Source organism: Paractinoplanes maris, from assembly GCF_023544465.1.
Lineage (GTDB): Bacteria > Actinomycetota > Actinomycetes > Mycobacteriales > Micromonosporaceae > Actinoplanes > Actinoplanes maris.
In genome coordinates this window covers 28,249-44,384 of record NZ_JALPVL010000002.1, presented here as the reverse complement: position 1 = coordinate 44,384, position 16,136 = coordinate 28,249, and the positions used below count along the sequence as shown (strand labels likewise).

The following is a 16,136-nucleotide window of genomic DNA, read 5'->3' as shown; positions in this document are numbered from 1 at the left end:
ACACCAGGAGGCGCGACGACCCCCGCAGGCGCCAGAATGGCGAACGTGAATCCGCAGCGCATCGTCGTCGTAGGTGCAGGGCACGTCGGTCTTTACGCCGCCCTGCGCCTGTCGAAGAAGCTCAACCGGCGCCGGGCCGAGGTCGTCGTCATCGACCCGCAGCCGCACATGACGTACCAGCCGTTCCTCCCCGAGGCAGCGGCCGGCAACATCTCCCCGCGGCACAGCGTCGTGCCGCTCCGCCGCGAGCTCAAGAAGTGTCGCGTAGTGGCCGGCGAGGTCACGAAGGTGGAGCACGCACGCAAGACGGTGACCATCCAGCCCATCGAGGGCCCGGCCACCGAGATGAGCTACGACCACATCATCGTGGCCCCCGGCTCGGTCTCGCGGACGCTGCCGATCCCCGGCCTGAGCGAGCGCGGCATCGGCCTCAAGACCATCGGTGAGGCCATCTACCTGCGTAACCACATCCTCGACCAGCTCGACGTCGCGGCCGTCACGCCCGACCCCGAGGTGCGCAAGGCCGCCTTGTCCTTCGTCTTCGTCGGCGGCGGCTTCGCCGGCATCGAGGCGCTGGCCGAGATGGAGGACGTCGTCCGCGACGCCATGCAGTACTACCCCGAGCTCGACAAGAACGAGCTCAAGTTCGTCCTGGTCGAGGCGACCAACCGGATCCTGCCCGAGGTCGGCCCCAAGATGGGTGCCTACGCGGCCCGCCAGCTCGACAAGCGCGGCATCTCGCTGCGCCTGGACACCCGGCTCGAGTCGTGCGTCGACGGCGAGATCGTGCTCTCCGACGGCGACCGGTTCCGGGCCGAGACCCTGGTCTGGACGGCCGGCGTGAAGCCGTCGCCGATGCTCGACCACACCGACCTGCCGCGCGGCCCCAAGGGTCACGTCAACTGCCTGCCCACCCTGCAGGTGGCCGACAGCGACGGCACGGTGCTCGAGGGCGCGTGGAGCGCCGGTGACAGCGCCCAGGTGCCCGACCTGACCAACCCCGGTGGCTGGTGCTCGCCGAGCGCCCAGCACGCGGTGCGGCAGGCCAAGGTGCTGGCCGACAACATCCGGCAGGTCGTCCTCGGGGGCGAGCCCAAGGAGTACAAGCACAAGTACATCGGCAGCGTCGCCGGCCTGGGCCTCGGCAAGGGTGTCGCGCACGTCTACGGCATCAAGGTCAAGGGCTGGCCGGCGTGGTTCATGCACCGCTCCTACCACGTGAGCCACATCCCGTCGTTCCACCGCAAGGCCCGGGTGGTCGCCGACTGGACGCTCGCCGCGCTGTTCAAGCGCGAGACGGTGGCCCTCAACCAGCTGCACGCCCCGCGTGAGGAGTTCACCGAGGTGACCCCGCCCGTCCCGGCTCCGACGGCCGACGGCCGCGACAAGGTCGGTGCCGGGTCCCGCTGAGGCGGTATCCTCTCGTACCCTCCGGGCTTATAAGGTGTCCTGGGAGCGTTACCGCGGCACGGTAACGCGCCCAGGCCCGCCCGGGTGGTGGAACGGCAGACACGGCCGCCTTAAAAGCGGCTGCCTCACGAGGCGTGCGGGTTCGAGACCCGCCCCGGGCACTTCTCTCCGCATCGTCCCCGCTTCACTTCGACGTTCTTACCTTCAGCCTGTTCACAGCATTCCGAGCCTTTCTTGATCAGCTGCACCCCGTACGCTGGTAGGGCACGCCAAACGTGCCTCAACCTCAAAGGGAGGCTGGACACAGTGAAGACTTCCAACCCGGTGCTCTCGCGCCTCGGCCAGGCGGCCGAGCGGGAGCGTACGGCCGGGTCCGGGGCCTACGGCCCCGCCGGTGCCGCCCCGGGTTACGGTCAGCCGTATCCCGGCGCGTCGGATTACCCCGCCGCTCCGCCCGCCGTGCGCCCGATGACCGTCGACGACGTCGTCGTCAAGACGGTCACGCTCCTCGGCATCACGGGTGTCTCGGCCGTCGTCGCCTGGAACGTGATTCCCGCGTCGTCGACCACCGTCGCCTGGATCGGGGCCGCGGTGATCGGCCTGGTCCTCGGCCTGGTCATCTCGTTCATGCGGATCGCCAACCCCGCGCTCATCGTGGCCTACGCCGTCGTCGAGGGTGTCTTCGTCGGCATGGCCTCCAAGGTCTTCGCGTCGATCGCCGGCTATCAGGGCGTCGTGCTGCAGGCGGTGGTCGCCACCTTCGGCGTCTTCTTCCTGACCGCGTTCCTCTACAAAGCCAAGGTCATCAGGGCCACGCCGAAGTTCCAGCGCGGCATGATCATCGTGATGGGTGGCCTGTTCGCGGTCATCCTGATCAACCTGGTCCTGTCGCTGTTCGGCTTCAACACCGGCCTGCGCGACAACGGCCCGCTCGGTTACCTCTTCAGCATCATCTGCATCGTGGTGGCCGCCCTGAGCTTCATCCTCAGCTTCAACGAGGTCGAGGAGGGCGTCCGCATGGGCCTGCCCCAGCGCTACTCCTGGGTGGCCGCTTTCGGCATCCTGGTCAGCCTGGTCTGGCTCTACATCGAGATCCTGCGCCTGCTGAGCTTCCTGCAAGGCGGGGACGACTAGTTCCGACGGAAATCGGCGCCCGGTCCACTCGGACCGGGCGCCGTTCTGTTTGCCGCCGCCGCGTCCGGTCGCCGGCCCGCCGCATCCGGTTGCCGGGCCGCCGCGTCCGGTTGACCGGCTCGCCGCGTCTGGTTGCCGGCCTGCTGTGCCGGTATGAAGCGACCTCGGCGCCCCGGGCGACCAGGTCCGGCTCCGCGTATTCTGCCGGGCGTGACCGACTTCGCCACGTCCGTCGACCGGCTGCTCAACCAGGTGCGCGTCTGGGAGCAGCCGCGCTGGCGGGTCGACGGCCGCAACGACCGGGCCTACGCCCTGGTGCAGCTCTTGGCCGACCTCGGAGCCGACGCCGAGGGACAGCCGCGCCGCCCGGTGCCGCGCGAGCACGACATGATCCTGCCCGACCAACTGCGCGTGATGGCCGACGACCTGCTCGCCGCCGCCCCGCCCGGCGCGGCGCTCGACGAGGCCACCGCAGCCGTCAACGAGCTGCGCTACTCCCTCGACCGCAAATGACTCCACGCCCACTCGCCCGGACCTGACTTCGCACCAGCGTGGGGCGGGACTTCGCGCTCGCCCGACCGGGCCTGCTTTTCGCATCCGCGTGGGGCGGGCCTTCGCGCTTGCCCGGCCGGGCCTGATTTCGCGCTCGCGTGGGGGCGCGCGTGCCTGGTCAGGCGTGGTTTCGCGCTGGCGTGGCCGGACATGACTCCGCCGAGCCCGGCCGCTCGTGGCAGACCGGACCCGGCGGAAGCTTGCGGTGCTAGCTGAGGCGCTCGATGATCAGTGCCATGCCCTGACCGCCGCCGACGCACATCGTCTCGAGGCCGATGCTCTTGTCGTGCCAGTCGAGCGCGTTGAGCAGCGTGCCGGTCATCCGGGCGCCGGTCGAGCCGAACGGGTGGCCGATGGCGATCGCGCCGCCGTTCACGTTCAGCTTCTCGATCGGGATGCCCAGGTCCTGGTACGAGGGGATCACCTGCGCCGCGAAGGCCTCGTTGATCTCGACCAGGTCGACGTCGCCGATGCTCATGCCGGCCCGCCTGAGCGCCTGCTTCGACGCCTCGACCGGGCCCAGACCCATGATCTCGGGGCTGAGCGCGGTGACGCCGGTCGAGAGGATCCGGGCCAGCGGGGTGATGCCCAGCTCACGGGCCTTGGTGTCACTCATGATCACCACGGCCGCGGCGCCGTCGTTCAGCGGGCAGCAATTGCCCGCGGTGACCCGGCCGTCCGGGCGGAACACCGGCTTGAGCTGCGAGACCGCCTCCAGCGTGACGCCCGCGCGGGGGCCGTCGTCCTGCGACACGACCGTGCCGTCGGGCAGCGTCACCGGGGTGATCTCACGACCCCAGAAGCCGTTGGCGATGGCCTTCTCGGCGAGGTTCTGACTGCGTACGCCGAACTCGTCCATCTCCTGGCGGCTCACGCCCTTGATCTGGGCGAGGTTCTCGGCGGTCTGCCCCATCGCGATGTAGACGTCGGGCAGCGTGTTGTCGTCACGGGGGTCGTGCCAGGTCTGGCCACCCTCGGCGTACTTCGCGGTGCGGGCCCGGGCCTCGTCGTACTTGGGGTTCTCCCAGCCGCCGCCGACCAGGGCCTGCGCCTCGGAGGGGAGGCCGTCGGAGCTGCCCCGGGCATACCGCGAGACGGTCTCGACACCGGCCGAGACAAAGATGTCGCCCTCGCCGGCCTTGATCGCGTGGAACGCCATCCGGGTGGTCTGCAGCGAGGACGAGCAGTATCGGGTGACCGTGGCGCCCGGCAACCCGTCCAGCCCGAGCTGGGTGGCGACCACGCGGGCCATGTTGAAGCCCTGCTCACCACCCGGAAGCCCGCACCCGAGGTAGAGATCCTCGATCAGGGTGCGGTCGAGCTGCGGCACCTTGGCCAGCGCGGCGTCGATGATGGTGGTGGCAAGGTCGTCGGGACGCAGGTCCCTCAAGGATCCCTTGGCTGCACGGCCGATGGGGGATCGAGCGGTGGCGACAATGACAGCTTCCGGCATGGCCCCAATTTAACCGGCCAGTAACTTAGCCGGAAGTACAACTTCGTCACACAGGCGTCATGTTCGACTACGAATCCGTCATTGCCTAACCGGCCGGCGTCATCGCCGCTTTGACCACGGCGGGATAGAGGGCATGGGCCCACACCCGGTAGCCGTCGGCCGACGGGTGGAAGCCGTCGTAGCAAAGTGTGCCGGCGTCGGCCCGGAACACCGCGCCCGTCTCATCGCCCAGCTGCACGACCGCGCCACCCGCGGCGGTCACGGCCTTGACCTGGGCCTTGGCCATGCGGCGGCCGAGCACCCCGGCGATCTGGCGCAGCGGGGGAGCGATCGCTCGCAGCGCGCCCAGATCGGGGCAGGTGCCGACCACGACCCGTACGCCCGCCTCGCGCAACCGGCGCACGGCCGTGCCCAGCTGGGCCGCCGACTCCTCGGGGCTGCGCAGGCTGGTGGCGTCATGCGCGCCGACCAGCACCACGGCGACGTCGGGGCGCTCGCCCAGCAGCGCCCGGGCCACCTGGGTGGCCAGGTCGGACGAGCGGGAGCCGGCCACCCCGACGCTGGAGAGCAGCACGTGCCGCTCGCCGACCTCGGGACCGCCCTCGGCGAGCAGCCGGGCCAGGTGGCCGCCGACCGTCTCGCTCAACCACTCCACACCCACGCCGATCGCCGCCGAGTCGCCCAGCAGCACCAGGCGCAGCGGCGGCGCCGAGACCCGGCCCATCGAGGTGCGCAGGGCCAGCCCCATGGTCGGCTTGGCATAGCGCCGGGCCTTGGCCGCGAGCACCTCGCCGATCAGCAGGGCGGCACCGCCCACTGTGCCGGCGAGCAGACCGGTGGCCGCCGCCTTGCCGATCCGTGCGTTCAAACCCGCCACTCCACTCGCCTCCCTGCATCACGAAGCATGCTGATGATCCTCCGGTGTCCACCCTACGGCGCTCGATGCCGAGCGGTCGCCGGGAACAGCGCCGTCAGCCGGCGCGGGCGCCGCCCGATGACCGAACCACGAGCGCGGCTCGCCGAACCACGGATGCCGGCGCAACACGGCCCAGCGGCCGGCCGCGCTGACCTCGGTGCCCGGCGCCTGGACCGCCTCCTGCGCGGCCTCCTGGAGACTGCGTACCCCCTCGCCGCCGGTCAGAACCGCGCGGTCGTCCTCGCCGAGTGCCGCCATGAGGGTCGGCATCACGACGGCGGCGGCCCGGGCATAACCCTCGGCCGACGGATGGAAGCGGTCCGAGCTGTACATCCGGACCGGGTCGGCCGCGAACATCGGCCCGAGCAGACCGCCGATCGACACCGTGCGCCCGCCCGCCTCGACGACGGCGACCGTCTGGGCGGCGGCCAGGTCGCGGCTCCACTTGCGGGCCAGCCAGCGCAGCGGCGGCTTGATCGGCTGGATCGCGCCGATGTCGGGGCAGGTGCCGACCACCACCTTGCAGCCGGCCTCGCGAAGCCGGCGCACCTCGGTCCCCAGGTGGCGGACGGCCGACGCGCGATCGGAGACGTGGGTGACGTCGTTGCCACCGATCAGGATGACCGCGACGTCGGGGGCGTACTCCAGGGCGGCGTCGACCTGATAGGGCAGGCCGGAGGACATCGAACCGACCACGGCCAGGCGGTGCAGGCGGACGGGCCGGTGCAGCCGCCGCGACACACCGGTGGCGAGCAGCGCCCCGGGCGTCTCCCGCGGCCGGTGCACGCCGTAGCCGGCGGCGGTCGAATCGCCCAGGATGACCATGCTGATCGCCTTGCCGCCGAACTTCCCGCCGTACAAGCCGTCGCCGCGCGGCGGGGGCGCCTCGGCCATCGGGATGATCCGGCGGGCCTCGGCGGCCTGCCGCAGCAGCACGCCGGCCGACAGGGCGGTCATCGTGGCCAGGGCGCCCGTTACGCCGCCGAGGATCTGACCAGCCAGTTTGAGCCGGCGCCGGTCCTCCGCGGAGATCTGAATGGTGCTCACAGGCTCCCTCGCTGTCGCTCGATCCGGGCAACTCCCGCTCCCTCGGCTCCGGGGAGCCGCGTAAATCGGAAGCGGGTGGGGAATTCGAGGCTATCGCGCGGCGGCGAGAGGCAATCATGGCGCGCGCAAGTCATGCTGGAATGACCGAGAGGGGAACAACATGGCGAAGACGCTGAAACGGACGGCGGCGTTCACCTCGCTCGCCAAGGCCCTGATGGCCGGCGCGCGGGGCGGCCCGTCGCTCTCCACCCGCATCGCGGCGGTCCCGCGGATGATGAAGGCGACCACCCGCGGCCAGTACGACGGCGGCGTGCGCCTGGCCATGATGGCGGCGGCGACCGCGTACGTTCTTTCGCCCATCGACGTCATCCCCGAGGCCTTCCTCTGGGTCTTCGGTCTGGCCGACGACGCGGTGATGGTGGCCTGGCTGGCCGGGTCGGTTTTGGCCGAGACCGAGCGCTTCCTGGAGTGGGAGAGGCAACAGGACCGGGTAGTCGTAGTCTGAGGTGTGCGCTATTACGACAACGTCGTCGACATCATCGGGGACACCCCCCTCGTCAAGCTGAACAAAGTCACCGAGGGCATCGCCGCCACGGTGCTGGCCAAGGTCGAGTACTTCAATCCCGGCGGTTCGGTGAAAGACCGGATCGCCCTGCGGATGGTGCTCGACGCCGAACAGGCCGGCCTGCTGAAGCCCGGTGGCACCATCGTCGAGCCGACCAGTGGCAACACCGGCGTCGGGTTGGCCCTGGTCGCTCAACAGCGCGGCTACAAGTGCATCTTCGTCTGCCCCGACAAGGTCAGCGAGGACAAGCGGAACGTTCTGAAGGCGTACGGGGCGGACGTGGTCGTCTGCCCCACGGCGGTCGCGCCCGAGGACCCGCGCTCCTACTACAACGTCTCCGACCGCCTGGCCCGCGAAGTGCCGGGCGCGTGGAAGCCCGACCAGTACAGCAACGCGGCCAACCCGCGCTCGCACTACGAAGAGACCGGGCCCGAGCTCTGGAAGCAGACCGACGGCCAGATCACCCACTTCGTGACGGGGGTCGGCACCGGCGGGACGGTCACCGGGGTCGGGCGGTATCTCAAAGAGCAAGGACCCGTACGCGTCATCGGCGCGGACCCGGAAGGCTCGGTCTACTCCGGCGGAACCGGCCGGCCCTACCTGGTCGAGGGCGTGGGCGAGGACTTCTGGCCGACCACGTACGACCGGGAGATCTGCGACGAGATCATCGAGGTCTCCGACTCCGACTCGTTCGAGATGACCCGCCGCCTGGCCCGCGAGGAAGGGCTGCTGGTCGGTGGGTCCTGCGGCATGGCGGTGGTGGCCGCACTCGAGGTGGCCCGCCGAGCCGACCCGGGCGACGTGATCGTGGTCCTGCTCCCCGACGGCGGCCGCGGCTACCTGTCGAAGATCTTCAACGACGACTGGATGGCGCGGTACGGCTTCCTGCGCACGGTCGAGGGGGCGCCGACGGTGGCGGACGCGCTGGAAGGAAAGGGCGGGGCGATGCCGCCCCTGATCCACGTCCACCCCACCGAAACCGTGCGCGACGCGATCGACTACATGCGCGAGTACGGCATCTCGCAGCTGCCGGTTCTGAAAGCGGAGCCACCGGTGGTGACGGGCGAGGTGGCGGGGTCGATCGCGGAGAAGGCGTTGCTGGATGCGCTGTTCACCGGGCAGGCCCACTTGCACGACACGATAGAGCGCCACATGGGCGAGCCCCTGCCGATGATCGGTGGTGGCCAGCCGGTGAGCGAGGCCGTGTCGCTGCTGGAGAAAGCGGATGCCGCCATGGTGCTGATCGACGGCAAGCCGGCGGGCGTGCTGACCCGGCAGGATCTGCTGGCGCATCTTTCCTGAGCGGCTCTTGCTCACGGATTGTCGGTTGGGCTTTCTTACGCTTGGACGGTCGGGGCCGAGGGTGACCACGCAGGGCTGTGGAGCGTTTTATGCCCAGCGTGGTCACCCTCGGCCCCGACCTCGCGTGGGGTCACGTCACGCTGAGGCGTGGGGTCACTCGCGGCTGCGGGCGAAGTCGAGGTGGCGGTCCCCTGACGGGCGGGCGGTCGGGCTTCCGCGCTGTGGACGAAGCCAGGAGATCCAGTCGGGCAGGCCGGCGTAGGCGCTGGGTTGCGGGAACTTAACAACGCCGGTCGCGTCCGCCTTCGGCATACGTCGCGGGTCACCTGGGCAACCGCGGGTACGCCCGCCCAGTCCCATCCTCAGCTTGGTTGATCTCCCGGTGGCGGCAGCCACAGCTCATCGTGACGAAGGGGCAGAGGCAAACGGGGTGTGTTTGCCTCTGCCCCTTCGTTGCGATTCGCTCTCGGCTGCCGCCACCGGGAGATCAACCAAGCCCCCACCGCAAGAAAGCCCCGGGTTGCCTTCCCCCGGAGCGGTCGGGGTCTGGGGCGGAGCCCCAGGGTCTTGACTCTTAACCCCCCCACTCAGAAGCGGCCGCCGCCACCTCTACGGCCACCTCCGCCGCCGCCGCCGGTGCGCCGCCCCCGGGAGCCGCTGCCACCGAAGCCGCCGCCGTGCCAGCCGCCGCCCGAGCGCCCACCGCCGCCGGACAGGATGCCGCCGAGCACAGCCCCAGCGAAGGCGCCCGTATCAAAGCCGCCCTGCCGGCCCCCGCCCCAACCGGCTCCGGGGCCTCCGCCCCAGCCCGAGCCCCCGCCCCAGCGCTGCACGTCGAGGTCGGCCGAGCGGCCCGCGTCGGCGGCCAGCTGGCGGGCCTGGCGGGCCTCGGCCAGAGCGGTGGCCGGGTCGGTGCCGGCGACGCTCTCGGCGATGGACAGATGCCGGATCGCCTCGGACAGCGTGGCCCGGGCCTCGGAGCGGATGGCGCCGCGGCGCGTGGTGATGAAGTCGTTTGTCGCGGCCACCTCGGCCCTGGCCACCGGCAGCTCCTGGGCCAGCAGGCTGCGGTCGTGAGCCAGCCGTTCGGCGACGTCGCGGGCCTCGGCGAGAGCGGCATCCAGAGCGGCGTCGGCCGCCTGCAGCGTGGCGACGGCGGCCACCGGGTCGGACGGCTCCGCCGAGAACGCCGTGCGTACCTCGGCCAGCGCTTGCTCACCACCCGCGATGGCTGCCGTCAGTCCGGCCGGGGCGACGGCGTTGCCGGTGAGCGCGGCCCGCCCGGCCGCGATCTCGCCGCTGATCTCGTTGATCAGCGCGTCGGCGGCGGACCGTGCGGCGGGCAGGTCGACGGCGGCTCGGCTCACGGCCGTGACCAACTGGTCGGCCTGGTCGACGGCCTGCTCGGCCGCTCGCACGGCGAGCGCGGCCTCCGCCCGCTCGCCGCCCGGGACTCCGGCTCCTGAGCCGGTGTGCGGGGAGGCACCACCCGACACGGCAGCCGGGCCGGAAGCAGCGCTCGAGCTGGAGGCGGTGCTTGGGCTGGCGGCGGTGCTTGGGCTGGCGGCGGCGCCCGAGTGGGGGGCGGCGCCGGTGGCGGTGAGGGAATGGCGGGCGCGGGTCAGGGCTGTCGTTGCGAATGCGAGGCGCTCGCGGGCCTGCTCGACGTTGGTGGTGATCGCGGTGACGGCGCTGCCGGAGTAGTGGGACGACAGCTGCCGCACGGTGGCCTCGGTGGTGGGCAGGGTGGCCTCGATCGCGGCGCGGCGCTGGTCGATCTCGGTGGCGGCCTCGGCGGCCCGGCCCTCCAGGTCGCGCAGCCGGTCGAAGGCCTCCGACTCGGCGTCCAAGCGGTTGTCGGCGGCCTGGCAGAGCGCGACGATCTGGGTCAGCGTGTCGCGGCGCGCCGTGGCGTCGGGCGCGGGCACCTCGTCGAGCGTCATGCGCAGGCGGAATGCCTCGGCCACGTCTTTGCGGGCGGACTCGAGCGCGTCCCGGAACGGTGCTGTGGCCTCGGCGCCGTACTGCGCGGCGGCCAGCTCCAGCTCGCGCTCGCCGGCCCGCAGGTCGTCGTCGAGCTCGATGAGCAGGGCGTTGGCCTGGGCGGTCAGCTCCTCGGTGGTGGGGCCGGCGGGTGCGGCCGGTGCCGCGCCCGGGCCGGCGGGAGCGGTGCGGGCGGCCGAGCGCCGCTTGCGCAGCCACGTCCAGGCGAGCACGACCACGACGATGATGCCCAGCACCAGGAACACCCAGCCGAAGCTGCTGGCACTGCCGCCGGCCGCGTCGGCGTAGCCCCGCGCCCCCGCGATCACCGCGCCCGACCAGTCGCTGCGGCTCAGTGCCGGCTCGATGTCGTTCTGCGCGACGTCGGACAGCTCGCGGTCGCTGATCCGCGAATCCTCGGGGAACGAGTAGGCATAGGCGCGGTCGGTGACCGCCACGGCGAGCAGCGCGTCACGGTTGCCGAGGTCGCTGAGCCGCGCCGTCTCGTCGGTCCACTCCTGGGCGGGCGTGCCGTCGAACGAGTCGACCATCACCACGAACAGCTGGATGCCCGTCTCGCGCTGGAGATCGGCCAGCGCGGCGTCGACCCCGGCCCGGTCGTCGAGAGCACCGGTCGGATCGGTCACCTGCGTGGCCAGCCGCTCGGGGGCCTGGGCCACCGCGGGGCCCGCCATCAGCGCGACCGCGCCCAGGGCGGCCACCAGCGAGAGGACGATTCGGCTCAGCTTCGGCATCACCAGCCCAACTTAGGCCCCCGGGGCGTTCGCGTCCGCGTTGATCCCAGCCCTGTGGACAACCGAGCCCCTGGACCCGTCGCCGTGCGGGCCTGTGGACAACCGCGTTCCGGGCCGGCTCGGTCCGTCATGATGGCTTCGGTGGTCAGATCGATTCGTTGGAGAGCTCGATGACACGGGTGGTGGGAGCGGCTGCGCCGGCCTGGTCGCGCAGGGCCAGACGGTCGGGGTCGACCATGAAGGCGTCGTAGCCGGACCGGGAGTCGAAGCGGATCAGGTGGACCTCCGACGTGGCGTCAAGGCTGCGCCGGCGCGACTCCAGGGTCCCGCCGTGGCGGGGGAGGAGGGCCAGCACGGCGTCCTCGTAGCGCCTGCCTTCGGCGGCGAGGCCTGGCGCCATGTCCACGATGGCGGCCAGCAGGAGACCGGGTCGGGTCATGCGCGGAAGTATCGCACCGCTGCGCGAGCCGGTGGGGCGCGTGAAGCGCCCGGGTGCTGGCCGGCGGGGAGGGGCCGGCTCGGTGCACCCGGGCGCTGTCAGGCCGGCTGGGCGAGCCGGCCCGGTGCCGCTCGGCCAGGGGAGGGGGCCGGGCGGCGGAGGGAGGTCAGTTCATCTCGGCCGGGATGGTGACGACGTCGACCAGCGCGTTCTTGCGGAGCAGGGTCATCGGCAGGTCGGCGCCGATGGCCGGGCCCAGCATCAGGCGCTGCAACGCCTGGACGGTGGTCGCCGGCTGCCCGCCGGCCGAGATGATGATGTCGCCCAGATAGATGCCGGCGTTTCCGGCCGGGCTCCCCGGGACCACCTCGACCACGCGCAGCCCCAGCTTCTGGCCCAGGCGCTCGGCCAGCGCGGGCGGCAGCGGCGCGGGCACCCCGGCCACTCCCAGCCAGGCCCGCCGGACGCGGCCGTTGGCGACCAGGTCGCCGATGATCGAGCGGGTGGTGACGTTGATCGGCACGGCCAGGCCGAGGCCGTATCCGGCCACCGCCGTGTTGATCCCCACCACCGTGCCGGTGGAGTCGGCCAGGGCGCCGCCGGAGTTGCCTGGGTTCAGAGCGGCGTCGGTCTGGATGACGTTGTCGATGATGCGTACGCGCCGGCCGTCGCGGGCCGGAAGTGAGCGACCGAGGCCGGACACGACGCCGGCCGTGACCGATCCGGCCAGGCCCATCGGGTTGCCCACGGCCACGACCAGCTGGCCGATCTTGAGGTCGTCGGCGTTGCCGAGCGGGGCGGCGGGCGCCCCCGGGTTGAGCACGCGGACCACGGCCAGATCGGAGAGGGGATCGGCGCCGACCACGTCGAAGCGGGTTTCGGTGCCGTCGGCGAAATCGGCCGTTCCGCCGGTCGCGCCGGCGACCACGTGAGCATTGGTGAGCAGGAATCCGTCGTCGGTGAAGGTGACCGCCGAGCCGGCACCCTGGCCGCGCGACGTGCGTACGGTCAGGGCCGCGACCGACGGCAGCAGGCTGGTGGCGACGCCGGTCACCACACGGCTGTAGGCATCGAGCGCCTGTGATTCGACACCCGTGTGTTCGGTATCCATGGACGCTTCAACGCCGGGTGAGCAGCATCGATGCCCGGGCGGCGTCCGCCCACGGCGAACAGGGGCCGTCACGCTCGGTCGCGACAATCGCACAGAAAGTCCGACCGGTGGATGGCGTACGGCTGTTGTATGAGTCGTGACGGACGTATGACGACCCGACCGCCACCCGGATCGCCGACGAAAGGGCAGGGGAATGGTCACCGCCGACCAGACGATGCCGACTGACATTGTGGACCGCCTGCTCTGGCAGGACGCCCAGCAGATGCTCGGACGGCACGCCGAACCGGCAGACGACGGCAACTGCGTCTGGTGTGGATGGCGATGGCCGTGCGCACCGAGGCGGCTGGCCCAGCGAGCCGACATCGCGTCCCGTCGGCCGTGGCGGGAGGCCTGGACCGTACGGCATGACTTGAACAGCATCCGGGCCATGCGCGGTCCCGACGACCGCCGGCACCCCACACCCAACCGCGGCTACTTCAACTGAACCGCCACAACAAACGCCCCGAAGCCATCGACGTCGACCGTCCGCTTGACCTCCCCCGGCAGGCCACGGCTACCCAGCCCGGACGACGTCGCTCGGCGGTGAGTCCGCAGCGCCCCGCCAGCGCCGCGACCTCCCGCCTGCAGGACCCGCCCTGGAACCGAACCAGGACCGGCACGCCTCCGCTGGTCCAGCGTCTCCGGCCAGACGCGCCCCCGGTTCGGGCGGGACGGTTGGCGGGAGTGCGAGACCACAGGTTCCCCCGTTCCATCACGGTCTCGCGCTCCCGCCCAGCTAACCGAGGTCGACGCTGTACCGGAGTTGATCGACCGGCTCGCCGTTGACCGGCTCCGTGCGGGTCTCACCGTCCGGCAGCCAGCCCCCGGCCTCGTAGAACTCGCGCGCCCGCTCGTTCGCCGCCAGCACCCACAGGACCGCCCGCGAGCCGCCGACCTTGGCCAGCTTCGCCAGCGCGTCCACCATCAGCAGTCGCCCCACGCCGGCCCCGACGAGCTCGGGCGCGACGTGGATGGCGTACAGCTCGGCCGCGTCCGGCGTCTCCGACGGGCCGACGTAGGTGAAGCCGACAACCTCGCCGTCCCGGTCGGCGACGGTCAGGACGTGGGTGTCGCGCTCCCAGCGATACCGCTCGGTCCACCACTCGCCGAAGGCCGCGGCCGTCCGCAGCTCGAGCGTGGCCGGAGACAGGATGCCGGCATAGGCGGCCACCCGGGAGCGCTGATGCACCGATCCGACGGCCATCAGGTCAAGATCCTCGGCCGTACGCAGGGAAACGCTCATCCCGCGACGGTAGCCGCCCGCCGCGGGGGCAACGGCACCCGTCCCAGGTCCTCGGCCACCACGATCTCGCCCGCGAAGGACTGCCGCGCCTCGTCGAGGAACCGGGACGCGTCGGAGTAGCGCTGCGAGAAATGGGTCAGAACCAGTTTCCGTACGCCCGCGTCGCGCGCCACCGCACCGGCCTGGGCCGCCGTCAGATGCCCCACCATGGCGGCCATCTCGGCGTCCTCGGTCAGGAACGTCGACTCGATGACCAGCAGGTCCACGCCGGCGGCGAGCGCGTACACGTTGTCGCAGAGGCCGGTGTCCATGATGAAGGCGAAACTCTGCCCCGGCCGGTCGGCGCTGACCTGATCGAGGGTCACGTCGCCCACCCGCCCGGTCCGCTGCAACTCGCCGACCGCGGGCCCGGTGATGCAGTGCTCGGCCAGCAGCGAGGGGACCATCCGGCGCCCGTCCGGTTCGTCCAGGCGATACCCGTACGTGGGAAGTGAATGCCGCAGTGGCAGCGCCGTCAGGCGCCCCGCGGAGGTCGGCGCCGAGAAGCTCGCGCCCTCGATCGGCGAAGCAACGATGTCGGCGTTGTCCCAGTAGCTGGTGGCGTGCCGCAGGCGGTCGTAGAACTCCTGGCCGGCCGCCGGGTAGTGGACCGTGACCGGGTGCGGCACCTTGTCGAGCGAGATGCGCTGCAGGATGCCGGGCAGGCCGAGGCTGTGATCGCCGTGGAAGTGGGTGATGCAGATGCGCCGGATCGGGGTGACCGCGAGGCCCGCCATCAGCATCTGGCGCTGGGTGCCCTCGCCCGGGTCGAAGAGGATCACCTCGTCGTCCCAGCGCAGGAGATATCCGTTGTGGTTGCGATGCCGGGTCGGCACCTGGCTCGCCGTGCCCAGAACGACCAGCTCGCGCACCCTCGGATCCCCCTGGAAATGAAGCGACCCCTGGGGACTTCCGCACACGTATGCACGGTCCGGTCGGACTAGGCCGGATCCCCAGGGGTCGGGTGGCTATCTGGTATTCGCCGCACCGCTGCCACACGGTCTCGACGTATTGCTACGAAGCTGTCGAGGACAGCGGCTAGCGGACAGCCACCTCACGAGTCCCGTTGCTATACAACTTCGGACCACCTCCCTTCACGTGTACGGCCACGTTAACCACCGGAGGCGGTGCTCGCCAACACTTTTTGAATCACTACAGACGCGGGAATACGCGGGGGGACATCTCGGTGCCCTCGACCGCCAGTGAGGCCGGTCCGACGATCAGCGGGTCGGGCCGTCCGACGATCTGGAAGTCCTTGTTCTCGTAGTCGAAGCGGGCGAGCACGTGCCGCATCGCCTCGAGGCGGGCGCGCTTCTTGTCGTTGCTCTTCACCACGGTCCACGGCGCGTCGGCGGTGTCGGTGTAGAAGAACATCGCCTCCTTGGCCTCGGTGTAGTCCTCCCACTTGTCGAGCGACGCAAGGTCGTTGGGGGAGAGCTTCCACTGCCGTACGGGGTCGACCTGCCGGATGGCGAAGCGGGTGCGCTGCTCGCCCTGGGTCACCGAGAACCAGAACTTGATCAGGTGGATGCCGGAGCGCACGAGCATCCGCTCCAGCTCCGGCGTCTGGCGCATGAACTCGAGGTACTCGGCCCGGGTGCAGAAGCCCATCACCCGCTCGACGCCGGCCCGGTTGTACCAGGACCGGTCGAACATCATGATCTCGCCGGCCGAGGGCAGGTGCTTGATGTAGCGCTGGTAATACCACTGGGTGCTCTCGCGCTCGTTCGGCTTCTCGAGAGCCACCACCGACGCGCCCCGCGGGTTCAGGTGCTCCATGAACCGCTTGATCGTGCCGCCCTTGCCGGCGGCGTCGCGGCCCTCGAAGAGGATCACCAGGCGCTCGCCGGTGCTCTTGCACCAGTTCTGCAGCTTGAGCAGCTCGATCTGGAGCAAGCGCTTGTCGTGGTCGTATTCGACGCGGGGCATCCGCTCGTCGTACGGGTAATCCTCGCGCCAGGTGTCGACCGGAGTGCCGTCGGCGTTGAGCAGCACCGGGTCGTCGTCGTCATCGTCGGCGACCCGATAACCACCCAACTCCGTGACCGGTCCGTCGTAAGGGCTCGTGGTGAGGTCCTCGTGGTGACCGTTCTGCTGATCTTGTTCGTGCTCCGCCTCCGACTGCATGTCTCAATTACTACCCAGAAC

General features: G+C 71.0%; 15 protein-coding genes and 1 tRNA gene. 7 read left to right on the top strand and 9 right to left on the bottom strand.

Translation table 11 applies throughout. From position 1 onward, the window contains the following. Positions 1-45: 45 nt before the first annotated feature. From NAG42_RS05085 to NAG42_RS05070, 4 genes are all read left to right on the top strand, one after another. Positions 46-1,410, top strand: coding sequence for an NAD(P)/FAD-dependent oxidoreductase (locus NAG42_RS05085; protein WP_250028438.1), 1,365 nt, complete (start codon positions 46-48; stop codon positions 1,408-1,410). 78 nt (positions 1,411-1,488) lie between these two features. Next, positions 1,489-1,571, top strand: a tRNA-Leu gene (locus NAG42_RS05080). Positions 1,572-1,716: 145 nt separating this feature from the next. Then, positions 1,717-2,544 (top strand): Bax inhibitor-1/YccA family protein, encoded by an 828-nt coding sequence (locus NAG42_RS05075; protein WP_250028436.1) that lies wholly within the window; start codon positions 1,717-1,719, stop codon positions 2,542-2,544. A 210-nt stretch (positions 2,545-2,754) separates the two neighbouring features. After that, on the top strand, positions 2,755-3,057 hold the full coding sequence (locus tag NAG42_RS05070) for a hypothetical protein (RefSeq protein WP_250028434.1): 303 nt from the start codon (positions 2,755-2,757) through the stop codon (positions 3,055-3,057). A gap of 247 nt (positions 3,058-3,304) precedes the next feature. On the opposite strand, the gene NAG42_RS05065 is transcribed toward NAG42_RS05070, so the two are convergent. The 3 genes from NAG42_RS05065 to NAG42_RS05055 form a co-directional block, all read right to left on the bottom strand. Next, positions 3,305-4,549, bottom strand: coding sequence for an acetyl-CoA C-acetyltransferase (locus NAG42_RS05065; protein ID WP_250028433.1), 1,245 nt, complete (start codon positions 4,547-4,549; stop codon positions 3,305-3,307). A gap of 85 nt (positions 4,550-4,634) precedes the next feature. Beyond that, positions 4,635-5,426 carry an SGNH/GDSL hydrolase family protein gene (locus NAG42_RS05060; protein ID WP_250028430.1) on the bottom strand — a complete coding sequence of 264 codons (792 nt, stop codon included), beginning with the start codon at positions 5,424-5,426 and terminating at the stop codon, positions 4,635-4,637. Between the two features lie 18 nt (positions 5,427-5,444). Then, positions 5,445-6,497: an SGNH/GDSL hydrolase family protein gene (locus tag NAG42_RS05055; protein WP_438872379.1), complete on the bottom strand. Its 1,053-nt coding sequence runs from the start codon at positions 6,495-6,497 to the stop codon at positions 5,445-5,447. A 175-nt stretch (positions 6,498-6,672) separates the two neighbouring features. On the opposite strand from NAG42_RS05055, the gene NAG42_RS05050 reads away from it, so the two are divergent. Both NAG42_RS05050 and NAG42_RS05045 read left to right on the top strand, forming a co-directional pair. Next, positions 6,673-7,017, top strand: a complete 345-nt coding sequence (locus NAG42_RS05050; RefSeq protein WP_250028429.1) for a YkvA family protein — start codon at positions 6,673-6,675, stop codon at positions 7,015-7,017. A 3-nt stretch (positions 7,018-7,020) separates the two neighbouring features. Beyond that, positions 7,021-8,379, top strand: a complete 1,359-nt coding sequence (locus NAG42_RS05045) for a cystathionine beta-synthase (protein WP_250028427.1) — start codon at positions 7,021-7,023, stop codon at positions 8,377-8,379. A 587-nt stretch (positions 8,380-8,966) separates the two neighbouring features. Here NAG42_RS05045 and NAG42_RS43945 read toward each other — a convergent pair. The 3 genes from NAG42_RS43945 to NAG42_RS05030 all read right to left on the bottom strand — a co-directional run bounded on the left by NAG42_RS43945 (position 8,967) and on the right by NAG42_RS05030 (position 12,667). After that, a complete protein-coding gene (locus tag NAG42_RS43945) occupies positions 8,967-11,117 on the bottom strand; it encodes a TPM domain-containing protein (protein WP_284044922.1) in 2,151 nt (716 codons plus the stop codon). Between the two features lie 145 nt (positions 11,118-11,262). Beyond that, a complete protein-coding gene (locus tag NAG42_RS05035) occupies positions 11,263-11,556 on the bottom strand; it encodes a hypothetical protein (RefSeq protein ID WP_250028425.1) in 294 nt (97 codons plus the stop codon). A 166-nt stretch (positions 11,557-11,722) separates the two neighbouring features. After that, positions 11,723-12,667: a S1C family serine protease gene (locus tag NAG42_RS05030; RefSeq protein WP_250028424.1), complete on the bottom strand. Its 945-nt coding sequence runs from the start codon at positions 12,665-12,667 to the stop codon at positions 11,723-11,725. Between the two features lie 214 nt (positions 12,668-12,881). Between NAG42_RS05030 and NAG42_RS05025 the strand changes: the two genes are divergently transcribed. Beyond that, positions 12,882-13,151: a hypothetical protein gene (locus tag NAG42_RS05025; protein WP_250028422.1), complete on the top strand. Its 270-nt coding sequence runs from the start codon at positions 12,882-12,884 to the stop codon at positions 13,149-13,151. A 291-nt stretch (positions 13,152-13,442) separates the two neighbouring features. Here the strand turns inward: NAG42_RS05025 and NAG42_RS05020 are convergent, their stop codons facing one another. From NAG42_RS05020 to ppk2, 3 genes are all read right to left on the bottom strand, one after another. After that, positions 13,443-13,949, bottom strand: a complete 507-nt coding sequence (locus NAG42_RS05020) for a GNAT family N-acetyltransferase (RefSeq protein WP_250028420.1) — start codon at positions 13,947-13,949, stop codon at positions 13,443-13,445. Further along, on the bottom strand, positions 13,946-14,860 hold the full coding sequence (locus NAG42_RS05015) for a ribonuclease Z (protein WP_250028418.1): 915 nt from the start codon (positions 14,858-14,860) through the stop codon (positions 13,946-13,948). The genes NAG42_RS05020 and NAG42_RS05015 overlap by 4 nt, the downstream gene beginning before the upstream one ends. A 280-nt stretch (positions 14,861-15,140) precedes the next feature. Further along, on the bottom strand, positions 15,141-16,115 hold the full coding sequence (ppk2, locus tag NAG42_RS05010) for a polyphosphate kinase 2 (protein WP_250028416.1): 975 nt from the start codon (positions 16,113-16,115) through the stop codon (positions 15,141-15,143). Between the last annotated feature and the right edge of the window lie 21 nt (positions 16,116-16,136).